The organism is Citrobacter cronae (assembly GCF_016893685.1).
In the GTDB taxonomy this organism is placed as follows: domain Bacteria; phylum Pseudomonadota; class Gammaproteobacteria; order Enterobacterales; family Enterobacteriaceae; genus Citrobacter; species Citrobacter werkmanii.
Window position 1 is genome coordinate 2,924,136 of record NZ_CP069763.1, and the last position, 15,532, is coordinate 2,939,667.

Below are 15,532 nucleotides of genomic sequence, written 5' to 3' on the forward strand. Positions count from 1 at the left end.
TCCACTCAGCCTAATGCCTGTACCGCTTTCTCCAGCGCGCTGTGCAGCAACTGACGGTCATGACGGTACGGAATATCGCTGGCTTCCAGCACTTCCTGAATCACAATGCGGTCGGTAACGGCCGAAACATCTACTTTCGGGCCGACAACCACCGCGTCAATCACTTTTTTGCCAACGTACTGTTCGATGATTGCCAGCTTATCGTTAAGCGTCAGGCTGGCTGCTGGCAGGCTTAATTCGCGACCCAGATTGCCAATGTAGACCATCCTGGCGGGTGTACGCCGTAATGCCTGCGCCAGTTCGTCGAGCAGCAGGATCGGCATCAGGCTGGTATAAAAACTGCCTGGTCCTATCAGAATCAAATCTGCTTCGGCGATTGCCTCAACCGCTTCTCGCGTGGTAGGGACTTTTGGCGACAGCATCAGTTCCTGAGGTGGGATAGTGAGCTGATCGATATTCACTTCGCCATAGACTTCATGCCCCTGATCATCAATAGCCATCAGATCCACCGGCAGCTCAGACATCGGAATTAAATGCGCATCCACCTTCAGCAGGTTGCGAATTAAATTAATAGCTTCGAGAGGCCGCACGCTGAGGTGATCGAGCGCCTTTAACATTAAATTTCCGAGGTTATGTCCGGAAAGCTCGCCATTACCGCCAAAACGGTATTCAAACATAGCGGATGCAACGCTGGGTTGGGTAATTAACTGGTTCAGGCAGTTACGCATGTCCCCCCAGGCGATGCCGCCTTCAGAACGACGAATACGCCCCGTGGAGCCGCCATTATCGGTGGTGGTGACGATACCCGTCAGTCGTGAGCCTAAAGGGGAAAGTGAGGAGAGAACGCGTCCTAATCCATGCCCTCCGCCGAGAGCGACAACGCGATCTAAATCTGCCAGCGTGCGAGTGCGCATAGAGTTTCCTGATATCAATTGATCGGCGCTACAGTACCGTAAATAGCGTGTTTTCAGCAATTATCCAGTTGGCATTTGCCGAAATTAATTTTCGGCGATCTACTCCTTTCTGACGACATGCACCTGACAGCAAGATGATGTATATCAATGCAAAACTGTGGTTTTTGCTTATTCTGTAGCGAAATTGCACGATCATGTCGCTATATACGTATTTATACAGCGTAAGTGTGCTTGGCATTATCGCCATTTACACGCTAGTATCGGCATAACCACTACGTACTCAAAGTATGATGAGTATAAACACTCTAGCCTCTGCACCTGGGTCAAATGATACGGTGCTTTGGCCGTGGCAATGCTCGAACGAGATTGTCACCAGGGCGCAGGAAGAAATGACTGCGTCTCCCGTATTTGGAAAGGTGTACATGGGCTCTCAACTTACCGATGCTTTCGCGCGTAAGTTTTACTACTTACGTTTGTCGATTACCGATGTGTGTAACTTTCGTTGCACCTACTGCCTGCCGGATGGCTATAAGCCCGGCGGGGTCACCAATAACGGCTTTTTGACCGTTGATGAAATTCGCCGCGTCACCCGTGCGTTCGCCAGTCTGGGGACGGAAAAAGTGCGCCTGACAGGGGGCGAACCCTCATTACGTCGCGATTTTACCGACATTATTGCCGCTGTGCGTGAAAACGACGCTATCCGTCAGATTGCGGTAACGACCAATGGTTATCGTCTGGCGCGCGATGCTGCGGCCTGGCGCGATGCCGGGTTGACGGCACTCAACGTCAGCGTCGACAGTCTCGATGCCCGTCAGTTTCACGCCATTACCGGGCAGGACAAATTTCAGCAGGTGATGGCGGGCATTGACGCCGCCTTTGCAGCCGGTTTTGAAAAAGTCAAAGTCAACACTGTGTTGATGCGCGATGTAAACCATCATCAACTGGACACCTTCCTGGCGTGGATCCAACCTCGTCCTATTCAACTGCGTTTTATTGAACTGATGGAAACGGGGGAGGGCAGTGCACTTTTCCGTAAGCATCATATCTCAGGGCAAGTACTGCGCGATGAGCTTCTGCGTCGCGGCTGGATCCACCAGCTTCGCCAGCGCAGCGACGGTCCGGCTCAGGTTTTCTGCCATCCTGATTATGCTGGCGAAATTGGTCTGATCATGCCTTATGAGAAAGACTTTTGCGCCACCTGTAATCGTCTGCGCGTTTCCTCTGTCGGCAAGCTTCATCTGTGTTTATTTGGTGAAGGCGGCGTAAGCCTGCGTGACTTGCTGGAAGATGACGCTCAGCAATCCGCGCTGGAAGAACGCATTTCAACCGCGCTGCTGGAGAAAAAGCAGACCCATTTCCTGCATCAGAACAATACCGGTATTACGCAAAACTTATCTTACATTGGCGGCTGATCGCTAAAAGGAGTTTTCATGAGTCAGGTAAGCGCTGAATTTATCCCGACACGCATTGCTATTCTTACTGTTTCCAACCGTCGCGGCGAAGAGGATGACACCTCCGGTCACTACCTGCGTGACTCGGCGCAGGAAGCGGGCCATCAGATTGTTGACAAGGCGATTGTCAAAGAGAACCGTTATGCCATCCGCGCCCAGGTTTCCGCCTGGATTGCCAGTGACGATGTGCAGGTTGTGCTTATTACCGGCGGCACCGGACTGACCGAAGGTGACCAGGCGCCGGAAGCGTTGCAACCACTGTTCGACAGAGAAGTTGAAGGTTTTGGCGAAGTATTCCGTATGCTCTCGTTTGAAGAGATCGGCACCGCGACGCTGCAATCCCGGGCAATTGCCGGGGTTGCGAATAAAACGCTGATTTTCGCCATGCCGGGGTCGACCAAAGCGTGCCGTACCGCCTGGGAAAATATCATTGCGCCGCAGCTTGATGCCCGTACGCGTCCGTGTAATTTCCACCCACATTTGAAGAAATAAGTATGTCGCAACTGACTCATATTAACGCCGCTGGCGAAGCCCACATGGTGGATGTCTCTGGCAAAGCAGAAACGGTACGCGAGGCGCGTGCTGAAGCCTTCGTGACGATGCGCAGCGAAACGCTGGCGATGATTATCGATGGTAGCCACCATAAAGGCGACGTTTTCGCCACGGCGCGCATTGCCGGTATTCAGGCGGCCAAACGAACCTGGGATCTTATCCCGCTGTGTCACCCACTGATGCTGAGCAAGGTCGAAGTCAACCTGCATGCCGAACCGGAACACGATCGTGTACGCATTGAGACGCTGTGTCGCCTGAGCGGGAAAACCGGTGTGGAAATGGAAGCGTTAACGGCGGCCTCCGTGGCGGCGTTGACCATCTACGACATGTGCAAAGCGGTGCAAAAGGACATGGTGATTGGTCCGGTGCGCCTGCTGGCAAAAAGCGGCGGCAAGTCGGGAGATTTTAAGGTGGATGCGCATGATTAAGGTTCTTTTCTTTGCCCAGGTCCGTGAACTGGTCAACACGGATGCTTTAGAGGTCACCGCTGAATTTCCAACGGTCGAAGCGCTGCGCCAGCATCTGGCGGCGCAAGGCGATCGTTGGGCGCTGGCGCTGGAGGACGGCAAGCTGCTGGCGGCGGTGAACCAGACGCTGGTCAGTTTTGACCATCCCCTTACCGCAGGTGATGAAGTGGCTTTCTTCCCACCGGTAACCGGAGGTTAAGATGGCTGAGACGCGAATTGTTGTTGGGCATGCGCCGTTCAGCGTTGGGGAAGAGTATCCCTGGCTTGCCGAGCGTGATGAAGACGGCGCCGTAGTGACCTTCACCGGTAAAGTGCGTAACCACAACCTCGGCGACAGTGTGCAGGCATTAACGCTGGAACACTATCCCGGCATGACTGAAAAAGCGCTGGCGGAGATTGTCGACGAGGCGCGTACGCGCTGGCCGCTGGGACGGGTGACGGTGATCCATCGCATTGGCGCGCTGTGGCCCGGCGATGAAATCGTTTTTGTTGGCGTGACCAGCGCGCATCGCAGTAGCGCGTTTGATGCCGGGCAGTTCATTATGGATTATCTGAAAACCCGCGCACCGTTCTGGAAGCGCGAGGCCACGCCGGAAGGTGAACGTTGGGTGGATGCCCGTGACAGCGATAAGCTAGCAGCAAAACGCTGGTAGAGTACAATTGTTGTAGGCTCATACTGATTCAGGAGATTGTCATGGACCGATTCCCACGATCCGATTCTATTGTGCAGGCGCGTTCCGGCCTGCAAACGTATATGGCGCAGGTTTATGGCTGGATGACCTGCGGGTTGTTGCTGACGGCGTTTATCGCCTGGTATGCGGCAAATACGCCCGCGGTGATGATGTTTGTCTTCTCCAGTAAAATCACCTTCTTTGGCCTGATTATCGCCCAACTGGCGCTGGTGTTCGTTTTGTCCGGCATGGTGCAAAAGCTGAGCGCCGGTGTGGCAACCACGCTGTTTATGCTCTATTCGGCGTTAACCGGGTTAACGCTGTCGAGCATCTTCATCGTCTATACCTACTCGTCTATCGCCAGTACCTTTGTGGTCACCGGCGGGATGTTTGGCATCATGAGCCTGTACGGTTATACCACTAAGCGCGATCTCAGCGGTTTCGGCAATATGCTGTTTATGGCGCTAATCGGTATTGTGCTGGCTTCACTGGTTAACTTCTGGCTGAAGAGCGAAGCGTTGATGTGGGCGGTAACCTACATTGGGGTGATTGTGTTTGTCGGTCTGACCGCCTATGACACGCAGAAGCTGAAAAACATCGGTGAGCAGATCGATCTGCGTGACAGTTCTAATCTGCGCAAATACGCGATTCTTGGCGCACTAACGCTGTATCTGGACTTTATCAACCTGTTCCTGATGCTGCTGCGTATCTTCGGCAATCGTCGTTAATTCTCTGTTGCCGGATGGCGCTGCGCTTATCCGGCCTACAGTTGTATCGAAAGTAGGCCGGATAAGGCATTACGCCGCATCCGGCAAATCATTTCGCCATTGCCTTCTCGTTTTTCGCCCGCAGCTTTTTCGCCCGACTTTCCAGCAACAGGTAGCAAATAAGCGCCAGCAGCAGCGGAATAAAATAATAGAGGACGCGATACGCAAGCAGGGCGGCGATAATCTTGCCTTGAGAAGTATCTTCTCCCGCCAGCAACGCCATAAAAACCGCCTCCAGCACGCCGATCCCCGCCGGAATATGTACGATAACCCCGGCAATACTGCTCACCAGTAGCACGCCCAGCACGAAGAAATAGTTGATATCCTGACCCAGCAACAGCCAGATAATGGCTCCCATCACCATCCAGTTGGTACTGGATATCACCATTTGCGCGATGGCAAATTTCCAGGAAGGCAGCACCAGCTTTTGGCCCCTGATGGTGATGTGGCGATGTTTCGCGAAGGCGCAAAACCACAGATAAACGACAATAATCAGCAGTAGCGCAATGCCTAAAATGCGCAGCGTACCTTCATCGATATACCAATGCGCGGGCAGCTCGACCACGCCAAAGGTAAAAATAAAGCCGCCCAGCAGAATATAGCCCAGCCAGTTGGTGGTAATACTCAGTGAAAAAATCCGCGTAATAGTGCTCCCCGGCAACCCGAGGCGCGAGTAGAGCCGATAACGCATCCCAATACCGCCCACCCAGGTGCTTAACGTCAGGTTGAAGGCGTAACAGATAAACGACACCAGCATGACCTGGCGTTTTGCCAGCTTGTGCCCACAGTAATGTCGGCCGAGCAGGTCATAGCAGCCGTAGAGTAAATAACTGACGATTACCAACCCCACGGCGCTGAGCAGGGCAGTCCGATTGTAATCCCGGATTACCGTCCAGACCTCTTCCCAATTGACCTTGCTGGCATAAATGACCAGCAACACGATGACGGCAATGAAAAATAGCCACGTGAGTATTTTTTTCGCTAACCGCCAGCGCGGATGTGCTTTGGCCATCAGGATTTTCCTCCGACATCCTCAGTTTGAATGCGATCCTGCGTTTCCATGGCAGGCTGTGCGGGCGGTTCTACCTCAGTCAGATGTGGTGTATGTGCGGGTAGCCAGCCGACCAGCGCCGGGAAATGGCGTAAAAAGTGGAACGCCAGCACGCTTTTGGTCAGGTTCCACCAGGTGCGTTTGGGCAGCATGGATTCATCAACCCGCTTGCAGTCCTGCGCAATAATCGGGTTCAGGTTGTCGCGCAGAGTCTGGTTAAACGCACGGTCATGAATAATGAGATTCGCTTCCAGATTCAGCGACAGGCTGAGCGGGTCAAGATTGCTGGAGCCTACCGTCGCCCAATGATCGTCCATCAGCGCTACCTTGCCATGCAGAGGTTTACGGCGATATTCATAGACATGGACGCCGCCTTTAACCAGATAGTTGTACAGCAGGCGGGCGCCCACTTTCACAATCGGCATATCTGGTTCACCCTGCACGATGAGTTTTACCCGAACGCCGCGTCGGGCCGCTTTACGCAGGGCATGCAGAAAGCGATAGCCGGGAAAGAAGTAGGCATTGGCAATGATCACTTCCCGCCTGGCCTGGGTAAGCATTTTCAAATAATGACGTTCAATATCATCGCGATGCTCTTCGTTGTCGCGCCAGACAAATAGTACCTGCGCTTCGCCAGGCCGATGATTTTCGACTGCGCGATGATGACGTCGCCACCAGCGGCGTACGGCGCTCTGACCCGGCAAGTTTTCCAGCACGAATGTCAGGATGTCGGCCACGATGGGACCTTCAACGCGTACGGCGTAATCCTGCTTGGCCTCAGGGCCGTAATCAGACATATGTTCAGCGGAATAATTGATGCCGCCGACGAAAGCAACGCGGTCATCAATGACCACAATTTTGCGATGCATACGGCGAAAGAGATTGGTGCGCATGCCGAACAGACGCGGGCGCGGATCGTAATAGCGGAAAACAATGCCGGCTGCGGTTAGCTCATTAACGAAACTGTCGCTGAGGTCCGGCGAGCCATAGCCATCCAGCAGCACTTCCGCTTTAACACCGCGACGTGCTGCACTCAGCAGCGCGGCATGCAGCTGTTTTCCGACCGCATCTTCAAACCAGATGAAGGTCTCGAGGATAATTTTTTGCTGCGCCTGTTCAATGGCGCCAAACACGGCGGGGTAGTACTGATCGCCGTTTTCCAGCAGTTGAATTTGATTGCCTTCACGCCAGCCAAATTTCATAAATGAATCTCCGCACTCAGAGGGGCATGATCGGACAAATGTCGCCAGTGACGCAGCGCCAGCGTCGTTGGGGTACTGGCATTTGCGTTTTTCACATAGATCCTGTCGAGCCGCAGCAGGGGAAACTGCACCGGAAACGTCCGCGCCGGGCGACCGTGGGCGCGGGTAAAGATCTCGTCAAGATCGGCATTGGCTTTCAACGGATGATTAGCTTTTTGTCGCCAATCGTTGAAATCACCGGCGACCACGACGGGCTCACCCTCAGGTAAGGCATTCACCCAATCTGCCAGCATAGCGAGTTGGGCCTGACGGTGGGCTTCACGCAAACCGAGATGGACACACATCACGTGAACCGGGTGGGAGAGCATCGGCGGCACGATGCGGCAGTACAGGACCCCGCGTTTTTCACTCGCGCCGACCGACACATCGCGATTTTCATAATGTTCAATAGGATAGCGCGACAGCACAGCGTTACCGTGATGCCCCTGCGGATACACGGCGTTACGTCCATAAGCGAAGTCGCTCCACATGGTATCCGCCAGAAATTCGTAGTGCGTGGTGTCCGGCCAGTTTTCCACATGCAGAGGATGCACCTCGTGCGCGCCCATGACCTCTTGCAGGCACACAATATCCGCACCGACCGTTCTGACGGCCTCTCGCAGCTCAGGCAAAATAAAACGCCGATTGAAGGCGGTAAATCCTTTATGAGTATTAATGGTGAGCACATTGAATGAAAACCGTTCTGTTTGTCTGGCCATGATTCTCCCGTTGGCATCACTTTCCTGATTAAAATAGTGTAGTCGTCGTCACAAAAAGATGCGGTGTTGCGGAATTTTCCGTAAAGTCCGGTACTCTGAACAATTAGTCGAAAATCCTTCAGGAGAAAAGCCATGAGGTGGCAACAACGTGTTCGTGTCGCAACGGGTCTAAGTTGCTGGCAGATTGTGTTGCATTTACTGGTAGTGGCATTGCTGGTAATGGGCTGGATGAGCGGCACGCTGGTGCACGTCGGCCTGGGATTATGCGTCGTTTACGGCGTAACGGTTTTATTAATGCTGGCCTTACAACGTCACCATGAACAGCGCTGGCGCGACGTGGCGGATGTGCTGGAAGAACTCACTACGACGTGGTATTTCGGTGCCGCGATGATTGTACTGTGGCTGCTGTCGCGCGTGCTGCAAAACAACGTCTTGCTGGCTCTGGCGGGGCTGGCGATCCTTGCCGGACCCGCCGTGGTGTCGCTGCTGGCGAAAGATAAAAAGCTACATCACCTTGCGTCGAAACATCGCATACGCCGCTGAGCCGGTTGTGGCCGCGATCACCAACAGCGGCCACAAACTTCCCCAGACAATCTTCAGACTCGCATCCTTCAGGTAAATCTGTTTCGTGATGTCCGTAAAATGGCGGATCGGGTTTATCCACGTCAGATTCTGCAACCATACCGGCATGTTTTCGACCGGCGAGACGTAGCCTGAGAGCAATATCGCCGGCATCATGAAGACAAATACGCCGATAAACGCCTGCTGCTGGGTGGCGCACAGCGATGAAATCAGCAGACCAAAACCGACCAGCGACAGCCCATAAATCACCATCGTGAAATAGAACAGCCCCAGTGAACCGGCAAACGGAATGTGATAAGCCCAGATGCCGATCGCCAGCACAATGGTGGCCTGAAAAGTGGCCACAATCAGCGCGGGCACTGCCTTGCCGATGAAAATCTGCCAGGTGGTGAGCGGGGAGACCAGCAGTTGATCGAGCGTGCCCTGTTCGCGCTCGCGCGCCACCGACAGCGAGGTGACGATCATCACGCCGATGGTGGTGATCATGGCGATCAGCGACGGAACCACGAACCATTTGTAGTCCAGATTCGGGTTATACCAGTTACGCACCACCAGTTCGCTGTTGTTCGGTTTTGGCTTGCCGTCCATCAGCTCCTGCTGGTACTCCTTCACGATCTGCTGCAGGTAATTGGCGGCAATTTGCGCGCTGTTCGAGTTACGTCCATCGAGGATAATTTGCATGGGCGCTTGCTGGAAGGTATCCAGATTCCGCGAAAAATTGGCCGGGAAGCGCACCAGCAGCAGCGCTTTTTGCGTGTCGATGGTGGGCTGGATCTCCTGTGGGCTTTTCAGTAACAGGACATGCGTAAAGGCGCTGGCGCGGGCGAAGCGCTGGGTAAGCTCCACCGAGTGTTTGCCATTGTCTTCGTTATAGATAGCGATAGTGGCGTTGGTCACTTCCAGCGTCGCGGCGAACGGGAACAGAATGACCTGAATCAGCACCGGTAAAATCAGAATGGCTCGCGTCTGCGGCTCGCGTAATAGCGATTGCAGCTCTTTACGAATTAATGTCCATAAGCGATGAAACATGCCCGTCCCCTTAATCCAGCCGACGTTTGGTTTTCAGCCACGTCAGGCCAATAAACATTACCGCCGAAGCGATTAAAAACAGCACGTTGATAATCAGTACCACCGGAATGTTGCCCGCCAAGAAAAGACTTTGCAGGGTGCTGACGAAATAGCGCGCCGGAATAATGTAAGTCACCGCGCGGATAATCGCCGGCATGCTGTCTATCTGGAAGATAAACCCCGACAACATAATCGAGGGCAGGAAAGCGGCGTTCAGCGCAACCTGCGCGGCGTTAAATTGATTACGGGTGATGGTGGAGATAAGCAGGCCCATGCCGAGCGTACTGAGCAGGAACAGGCTGGTGATAAAAAACAGGATTAACAACGAGCCGCGATAGGGCACGCCAAGAATAAACACCGACACCAGCATACACAGCAGCATCGCCAGCATGCCTAAAAAGTAATAGGGGATCAGTTTGCACAGCAGCAGCTCGACGCGGGTAACTTCGGTAGACAACAGCGCTTCCATGGTGCCGCGCTCCCATTCACGCGCCACCACTAACGAGGTGAGGATCGCGCCAATCACCGTCATGATGATGGTTACCGCCCCGGGAATTATAAAGTGCTGGCTGATAGCCGCCGGGTTAAACCAGTAGCGGGTCTGCACATCGATTAACGGCTTAAATGATTCCCCGCGATCCTCAGCCCGCTGTTGCTGCCAAATTTGCCAGATGCCTTCGACATAACCCTGCACAAAGTTGGCGGTATTCGGTTCGCTGCCGTCAGTGATCACCTGAATAGGGGCTGTGTCTCCAGGTCGCGCCATTTGTTGGGCAAAATCTACCGGGATCACCACCAGCCCGCGAATGCGCCCGGCCTGCATTTTCTCAATCAATTCCTGACGGTTATCGCTGATGGTGGCGTCAATGTACGGCGAACCGGTCATGGTGTGGGTGAAATCCAGCGCCTCTTCGCTCTGCTGTTCGAGCAAAATTCCCACTCGCAGCTTGCTGGAGTCGAGGTTGATCCCGTAGCCGAAGATAAACAGCAGCAACAACGGGATCACCACCGCAATCAGCCAACTGCTGGGATCGCGGACGATCTGGCGCGTCTCTTTTACGCACAGCGCGCGTACGCGTCGCCATGAGAGCGCGGAGTTACTCATGCGTATGCTCCTTATCCCAGTCATTGATGAGCGTAATAAACGCCTGCTCCATGGTGGGGTCCGGCGTGTCGTTATCGGCAGCCTTTGCTTTCAGGTCGTCCGGCGTGCCGCTGGCGATCAGTTTGCCGCGATACACCAGTCCGATGCGATCGCAATATTCCGCCTCATCCATAAAGTGGGTCGTCACCATTACCGTGACGCCTTTTTCCACCATGCTGTTGATATGCAACCAGAATTCTCGACGAGTAAGGGGATCAACCCCGGAAGTGGGTTCATCGAGAAACAGGATATCTGGCTCATGCATCAGCGAGCAGGCCAGCGCCAGACGTTGTTTAAAGCCCAGCGGTAGCTCGTCGGTAGCGTGGGAGGCGATGCTTTTCAGGCCAAATGCCTCACTCATGCGATCGATCTTCTCTTTCTGCGTCCGACCGCGCAGGCCGTAGACGCCGGAGAAAAAACGCAGATTCTGTTCAACCGTCAGGTTGCCGTACAGGGAGAATTTCTGCGCCATATAGCCCAGATGCTGACGCGCTTTGCCGGAGCTAACCTTGAGATCCATATCCAGCACCAGCGCTTTGCCGGAGGTAGGAACCAGCAGACCGCACATCATTTTAAAGGTGGTGGATTTCCCGGCGCCGTTGGGGCCTAACAGACCAAAAATCTCGCCGCGCTGCACGGCAAAATCTACATGGTCGGTAGCGGCAAAATCGCCAAACTTTTTGGTCAACGCTTTGGCTTCGATCACCGTTTCGCCAGGCGTGCCTTCCACGGTATGCAGGATGGCGCCCAGCGGTGACTCTGATGTTCCGGCACCGCCGAGTAGATCGATAAAAGCATCCTCGAAACGGGGAGCGGTTTCGTTGATGGTTATCTCCGGCATACCGTTCGCGTCTTGAATCTGCTGGGCCGTGGCCTCTTTTTTCAGGATCAAACGGACGGATTTCCCCTGAATCATCCCGTCGCTGACCTGCGGCAGTTTTAACACGCGTTGCAACAGTCGGCGGTTATTTTCCTGCGGGCTGCTCATTAAAAAACTGCGTCCGGCCATTGTCTGCGTAAGCTGGGTCGGATCGCCCTGATACAGCAATTCGCCTTCGTTCATCAGCAGCACATCACGACACTGTTCGGCTTCATCCAGATAGGAGGTACTCCAGAGGATCAGCATCCCGTCGCCCGCCAGTTCATGGACCATTTGCCACAACTCGCGGCGGGATATCGGGTCGACGCCCACGCCGGGCTCATCCAGCAGCAACACTTTGGGCTCGCCCACCAGCGTACAGGCAAGCCCGAGCTTCTGTTTCATGCCTCCGGAAAGCTTGCCTGCCAGTCGTCCGGTAAACGGACCCAGCGAGGTAAATTCCAGTAACCGGGCAAAGGTTTTTTCTCGCACGTCGCCGGTGACGCTGCGCAAATCGGCATAGAGATTGAGGTTCTCCATGACCGTCAAATCTTCGTACAGGCCAAATTTCTGCGGCATATACCCCAGCACGGCGTGCAGGGCGCTGTCGTCTTTGATGGGATCAAAGCCAATTACCGCAGCACTTCCGGCGTCGGGTTTTAACAAACCCGCCAGTATGCGCATCAGCGTGGTTTTGCCCGCGCCGTCCGGCCCGACAAGCCCTGTCACGTAGCCGGCATGAACGGTACAGTCGAGCGGGGCGACGGCCGGTTTTTCCATTCCGGCAAAGTTTTTCGTCAACCCATTCAGCGTAATGACGGCGTCAGTCATGCCGTGCCTCATCGCCAAACTTTATTGTTACCGGCATCCCCTGGCGCAGCGCATCGTCTGCGTCGGTCACCACAATGCGCAGACGATAAACCAGGTCGGTGCGCAGGTCAGGGGTCTCGACCGTTTTCGGGGTAAACTCGGCGGTAGGCGACACGAAGCCAATTTTACCGTGATAAGGCTTGTCCGGGCGGCCATCGGTGTAGAGCAGGATTTCGCGTCCTGGCTGCGCCTGGCTTAGATTTCGTTCGTCAACGTAGGCGCGAATCCAGACCGGACGCGTGAGTGATAGCGTCAGTACCGTGCCTCCTTCGTTCAGCATGCTACCCGGTTCAACCGCCCGGGTGAGAATCGTGCCGTCAGACGGAGAGGTTAACGTGGTGTCATGCAAATTCAGTTCAGCCTGCGCCAGCTCAGCTTGTGCTTGTTCGAGCGTGGCTTTCGCCTGCTCAATATCCTGCACACGATTACCGCTGCGATACTGGGCGAGTTTATCCTGCGCGGATTTCAGTGAGGCCAGCGCCTGGTCACGTGATGAACGGGCGTTTTCCAGATCGTTAGCGGAGATGGTGCGGCTTTTCCACAGTCCTACCTGGCGATTGTAAAAGTTCTGCGCATAATCATAGGCGGCCTGCGCCTGTTTGACCGCCGCTGCGGTTTGCGCAATCTCTTCTTCACGATAACCGGCCAGCATCAGATCGTACTGTGCCTGGGCGGCGGCAACATTCGCTTTTGCCTGCATTAGCGCGTTTTCATACGGCGCGTGGTCCAGTTTGCCCAGCACCTGGCCGGCGGTAATGGCGTCACCTTCGTCAACCGCCAACGAGGCCAGCCTGCCGCCGACGCGAAAACTCAGATTGACGCTACGGATATCGACGTTGCCGTAGAGCGTCAGACCGTTATCTTGCCGACTTTGATACCACCACGTTCCACCAGCAATCACGGCAACGAGGGCCGCGATAACCAGCCCGAGAACGACAGGTTTTTTCATGACTCCAGACTCCTTTGCGTTAAACCTTGCAGAATAAGATCGATGTGACAGGTAACGGTGTGCTCAATCAGCGCGGTTTTATCCTCATCAAATTGTGACCAGCCCGTACGCAACAGAATAGTTTCTTTCCCCAGACGAAAGGCCAGCACCTCGCCGAGTATGGCGTGGGTGTGCAGAATCATTTGGGTGTCGTTGGCATCGCGACCAGTATAGGCAGCAATCAGGCGCGTCAGGTGGGTATGCAGCGGATTGATAACCTGGTCGTGTGCCGCGGTGGGTGAAAGCTGTTCGCGTGAGATAAACTTGCTCAGGTTAACGGTGTCGTCCTGGGTTAACAGCATGATCATATTTTTACAGGCGCGCAGGATAAGTTCGCGCATCGCGCCACGATCGGGCTCCGGCTGAGTAAACAGACGCTCGGCTTCTTCCGCATGCGGGCGAAACTGTGAACCAATAAAATCGGCAATCCACTGGGCGCAGGCGAGGTATAAATCCTCTTTTGAGCCAAAATAGTAGGTGATGGCCGCAATGTTTTGTCCGGCCTGCGCGGCGATATCGCGCGTTGTGGCGTGCAGACCATACTCGCCAAACTGCGCCAGCGCGGCGGCAATGAGCTGGTTTTTCGCTTGTTCGCCTTTGGTTGTCATGGTGGGTGTATTCATTGCACGACTCTGATCTTAATCAATCGATTGATTAAGATTATGACTGATGTGCAACCTTGTCCAGTCCGCGAGGTTAATTTCTGTTGAAGGGATAATTTATGCGGTACATCACAAAAACTGCTACACTCCGCCCCTTCATGACATTGTGGTTTTTGTCATCTCTATTGTGTGTATCTCCCTGAAAACGACACCGGTAACGGTCAGGGCGGTTCGGAGTTGTTATGTCTTTTGATTCCCTTGGTTTGAACCCTGAGATTTTACGTGCCGTTGCCGAGCAGGGTTACCGTGAACCTACCCCTATTCAGCAGCAGGCGATCCCCGCCGTGCTGGAAGGCCGCGATCTGATGGCCAGCGCCCAGACCGGTACGGGGAAAACAGCAGGTTTTACCCTGCCGTTGTTGCAGCATCTTGTGACTCATCAGCCGCATGGTAAAAGCCGTCGTCCGGTTCGTGCGCTGATCCTCACGCCGACTCGCGAGCTGGCGGCCCAGATTGGCGAAAACGTACGTGATTACAGTAAGTATCTCAATATTCGCTCGCTGGTGGTTTTCGGCGGTGTCAGCATTAACCCGCAGATGATGAAGCTGCGTGGCGGCGTAGATGTGCTGATTGCCACCCCGGGTCGTTTGCTCGATCTGGAACACCAGAATGCGGTGAAACTGGATCAGGTTGAGATCCTGGTGCTGGATGAAGCTGACCGCATGCTGGATATGGGCTTTATTCATGACATTCGTCGCGTTCTGGCGAAACTGCCGGCAAAACGCCAGAACCTGCTGTTCTCGGCAACGTTCTCTGACGATATTAAATCGCTGGCCGAAAAGCTGCTGCACAACCCGCTGGAAATTGAAGTGGCGCGTCGTAATACCGCGTCCGAGCAGGTGACTCAGCATGTGCATTTCGTGGATAAAAAACGCAAACGTGAACTGTTGTCGCAGATGATTGGTCAGGGCAACTGGCAGCAGGTGCTGGTGTTTACCCGTACCAAACACGGTGCGAACCATCTGGCGGAACAACTGAATAAAGACGGCATCCGCAGCGCGGCGATCCACGGTAACAAATCTCAGGGGGCGCGTACGCGTGCGCTGGCCGATTTTAAATCCGGTGATATTCGCGTGCTGGTGGCGACCGATATTGCCGCGCGCGGGCTGGATATTGAAGAGCTGCCGCATGTGGTGAACTACGAGTTGCCAAACGTCCCGGAAGATTACGTGCACCGTATTGGTCGTACCGGCCGCGCCGCCGCCACCGGCGAAGCGTTGTCTCTGGTGTGCGTCGATGAACACAAACTGTTGCGTGATATCGAGAAGCTGCTGAAAAAAGAGATCCCGCGTATTGCAACGCCAGGCTACGAGCCAGACCCGTCTATCAAAGCTGAGCCGATTCAGAACGGTCGCCAGCAGCGTGGCGGCGGTCGCGGACAGGGCGGAGCAGGACGTGGCCAGCAGCCGCGTCGTCAGGATGGCGGCGCGCCGAAAGGGAAACCGCGTAGCGGCGAAGGCAAACCGGCAGGCGATAAGCCTCGTCCACCGCGCCGTCCGCGCAGACCGTCTTCAGCGCAGTAATTG

General features: G+C 54.6%; 17 protein-coding genes and 1 riboswitch. Of the genes, 8 read left to right on the forward strand and 9 right to left on the reverse strand.

What is annotated here, in order from left to right; genetic code table 11:
- Positions 1 to 5: 5 nt before the first annotated feature.
- Entirely contained in the window at positions 6 to 914 is a 909-nt protein-coding gene (gene yvcK / locus JSN25_RS12525; RefSeq protein ID WP_038639050.1) for a uridine diphosphate-N-acetylglucosamine-binding protein YvcK, read from the reverse strand.
- Between the two features lie 289 nt (positions 915 to 1,203).
- Positions 1,204 to 1,349: riboswitch (molybdenum cofactor riboswitch) on the forward strand.
- On the opposite strand from yvcK, the gene moaA reads away from it, so the two are divergent.
- From moaA to JSN25_RS12555, 6 genes are all read left to right on the forward strand, one after another.
- The gene (gene moaA / locus JSN25_RS12530; RefSeq protein WP_137347372.1) at positions 1,337 to 2,326 is read left to right on the forward strand and encodes a GTP 3',8-cyclase MoaA; all 990 of its coding nucleotides are present in this window, start codon (positions 1,337 to 1,339) and stop codon (positions 2,324 to 2,326) included. (Overlaps the previous riboswitch by 13 nt.)
- Before the next feature lie 18 nt (positions 2,327 to 2,344).
- On the forward strand, positions 2,345 to 2,857 hold the full coding sequence (gene moaB / locus JSN25_RS12535; protein WP_003035187.1) for a molybdenum cofactor biosynthesis protein B: 513 nt from the start codon (positions 2,345 to 2,347) through the stop codon (positions 2,855 to 2,857).
- Positions 2,858 to 2,859: 2 nt separating this feature from the next.
- Entirely contained in the window at positions 2,860 to 3,345 is a 486-nt protein-coding gene (gene moaC / locus JSN25_RS12540; protein ID WP_061381915.1) for a cyclic pyranopterin monophosphate synthase MoaC, read from the forward strand.
- A complete protein-coding gene (gene moaD / locus JSN25_RS12545) occupies positions 3,338 to 3,583 on the forward strand; it encodes a molybdopterin synthase sulfur carrier subunit (protein ID WP_204524980.1) in 246 nt (81 codons plus the stop codon). The genes moaC and moaD overlap by 8 nt, the downstream gene beginning before the upstream one ends.
- Position 3,584: 1 nt before the next feature.
- Complete coding sequence (gene moaE, locus JSN25_RS12550; protein ID WP_038639065.1) at positions 3,585 to 4,037, forward strand: molybdopterin synthase catalytic subunit MoaE; 453 nt, start codon at positions 3,585 to 3,587, stop codon at positions 4,035 to 4,037.
- Positions 4,038 to 4,078: 41 nt separating this feature from the next.
- On the forward strand, positions 4,079 to 4,783 hold the full coding sequence (locus JSN25_RS12555; RefSeq protein WP_038639068.1) for a Bax inhibitor-1/YccA family protein: 705 nt from the start codon (positions 4,079 to 4,081) through the stop codon (positions 4,781 to 4,783).
- Between the two features lie 88 nt (positions 4,784 to 4,871).
- Here JSN25_RS12555 and JSN25_RS12560 read toward each other — a convergent pair whose 3' ends face one another.
- Genes JSN25_RS12560 through JSN25_RS12570 form a run of 3 tightly spaced genes read right to left on the reverse strand, consistent with a single transcriptional unit; the run spans position 4,872 to position 7,833 of the window.
- Positions 4,872 to 5,834: a lysylphosphatidylglycerol synthase domain-containing protein gene (locus JSN25_RS12560; protein ID WP_038639070.1), complete on the reverse strand. Its 963-nt coding sequence runs from the start codon at positions 5,832 to 5,834 to the stop codon at positions 4,872 to 4,874.
- A complete protein-coding gene (gene clsB, locus JSN25_RS12565; RefSeq protein WP_137350995.1) occupies positions 5,834 to 7,075 on the reverse strand; it encodes a cardiolipin synthase ClsB in 1,242 nt (413 codons plus the stop codon). The genes JSN25_RS12560 and clsB overlap by 1 nt, the downstream gene beginning before the upstream one ends.
- Positions 7,072 to 7,833 carry an endonuclease/exonuclease/phosphatase family protein gene (locus tag JSN25_RS12570; protein ID WP_087857602.1) on the reverse strand — a complete coding sequence of 254 codons (762 nt, stop codon included), beginning with the start codon at positions 7,831 to 7,833 and terminating at the stop codon, positions 7,072 to 7,074. Before JSN25_RS12570 ends, clsB begins: the two co-directional genes overlap by 4 nt.
- Before the next feature lie 132 nt (positions 7,834 to 7,965).
- Here JSN25_RS12570 and JSN25_RS12575 point away from each other — a divergent pair, with 132 nt between their 5' ends.
- Positions 7,966 to 8,376, forward strand: coding sequence for a YbhQ family protein (locus tag JSN25_RS12575; RefSeq protein ID WP_204524981.1), 411 nt, complete (start codon positions 7,966 to 7,968; stop codon positions 8,374 to 8,376).
- Here the strand turns inward: JSN25_RS12575 and JSN25_RS12580 are convergent.
- Genes JSN25_RS12580 through cecR form a run of 5 tightly spaced genes read right to left on the reverse strand, consistent with a single transcriptional unit; the run spans position 8,338 to position 13,967 of the window.
- Positions 8,338 to 9,444, reverse strand: coding sequence for an ABC transporter permease (locus tag JSN25_RS12580; protein ID WP_003831543.1), 1,107 nt, complete (start codon positions 9,442 to 9,444; stop codon positions 8,338 to 8,340). The genes JSN25_RS12575 and JSN25_RS12580 overlap by 39 nt on opposite strands.
- Before the next feature lie 10 nt (positions 9,445 to 9,454).
- Positions 9,455 to 10,588: an ABC transporter permease gene (locus JSN25_RS12585; RefSeq protein WP_038639081.1), complete on the reverse strand. Its 1,134-nt coding sequence runs from the start codon at positions 10,586 to 10,588 to the stop codon at positions 9,455 to 9,457.
- Positions 10,581 to 12,317: an ATP-binding cassette domain-containing protein gene (locus JSN25_RS12590; protein ID WP_137350994.1), complete on the reverse strand. Its 1,737-nt coding sequence runs from the start codon at positions 12,315 to 12,317 to the stop codon at positions 10,581 to 10,583. Before JSN25_RS12590 ends, JSN25_RS12585 begins: the two co-directional genes overlap by 8 nt.
- Entirely contained in the window at positions 12,310 to 13,305 is a 996-nt protein-coding gene (hlyD, locus tag JSN25_RS12595) for a secretion protein HlyD (protein WP_061381911.1), read from the reverse strand. Before hlyD ends, JSN25_RS12590 begins: the two co-directional genes overlap by 8 nt.
- Complete coding sequence (gene cecR, locus JSN25_RS12600; RefSeq protein ID WP_038639092.1) at positions 13,302 to 13,967, reverse strand: transcriptional regulator CecR; 666 nt, start codon at positions 13,965 to 13,967, stop codon at positions 13,302 to 13,304. The genes hlyD and cecR overlap by 4 nt, the downstream gene beginning before the upstream one ends.
- A 221-nt stretch (positions 13,968 to 14,188) precedes the next feature.
- Between cecR and rhlE the strand changes: the two genes are divergently transcribed.
- Positions 14,189 to 15,529, forward strand: coding sequence for an ATP-dependent RNA helicase RhlE (rhlE, locus tag JSN25_RS12605; RefSeq protein WP_038639094.1), 1,341 nt, complete (start codon positions 14,189 to 14,191; stop codon positions 15,527 to 15,529).
- Positions 15,530 to 15,532: the final 3 nt, after the last annotated feature.

Coding starts and splice junctions, on each gene's coding strand:
- moaD (WP_204524980.1), top strand. CDS start 3,338: ATGATTAAGGTTCTTTTCTTTGCCCAGGTCCGTGAACTGGTCAACACG.
- JSN25_RS12555 (WP_038639068.1), top strand. CDS start 4,079: ATGGACCGATTCCCACGATCCGATTCTATTGTGCAGGCGCGTTCCGGC.
- JSN25_RS12580 (WP_003831543.1), bottom strand. CDS start 9,444: ATGTTTCATCGCTTATGGACATTAATTCGTAAAGAGCTGCAATCGCTA.
- clsB (WP_137350995.1), bottom strand. CDS start 7,075: ATGAAATTTGGCTGGCGTGAAGGCAATCAAATTCAACTGCTGGAAAAC.
- cecR (WP_038639092.1), bottom strand. CDS start 13,967: ATGAATACACCCACCATGACAACCAAAGGCGAACAAGCGAAAAACCAG.
- JSN25_RS12575 (WP_204524981.1), top strand. CDS start 7,966: ATGAGGTGGCAACAACGTGTTCGTGTCGCAACGGGTCTAAGTTGCTGG.
- moaB (WP_003035187.1), top strand. CDS start 2,345: ATGAGTCAGGTAAGCGCTGAATTTATCCCGACACGCATTGCTATTCTT.
- hlyD (WP_061381911.1), bottom strand. CDS start 13,305: ATGAAAAAACCTGTCGTTCTCGGGCTGGTTATCGCGGCCCTCGTTGCC.
- moaE (WP_038639065.1), top strand. CDS start 3,585: ATGGCTGAGACGCGAATTGTTGTTGGGCATGCGCCGTTCAGCGTTGGG.
- JSN25_RS12560 (WP_038639070.1), bottom strand. CDS start 5,834: ATGGCCAAAGCACATCCGCGCTGGCGGTTAGCGAAAAAAATACTCACG.
- rhlE (WP_038639094.1), top strand. CDS start 14,189: ATGTCTTTTGATTCCCTTGGTTTGAACCCTGAGATTTTACGTGCCGTT.
- moaC (WP_061381915.1), top strand. CDS start 2,860: ATGTCGCAACTGACTCATATTAACGCCGCTGGCGAAGCCCACATGGTG.
- moaA (WP_137347372.1), top strand. CDS start 1,337: ATGGGCTCTCAACTTACCGATGCTTTCGCGCGTAAGTTTTACTACTTA.
- yvcK (WP_038639050.1), bottom strand. CDS start 914: ATGCGCACTCGCACGCTGGCAGATTTAGATCGCGTTGTCGCTCTCGGC.
- JSN25_RS12590 (WP_137350994.1), bottom strand. CDS start 12,317: ATGACTGACGCCGTCATTACGCTGAATGGGTTGACGAAAAACTTTGCC.
- JSN25_RS12585 (WP_038639081.1), bottom strand. CDS start 10,588: ATGAGTAACTCCGCGCTCTCATGGCGACGCGTACGCGCGCTGTGCGTA.
- JSN25_RS12570 (WP_087857602.1), bottom strand. CDS start 7,833: ATGGCCAGACAAACAGAACGGTTTTCATTCAATGTGCTCACCATTAAT.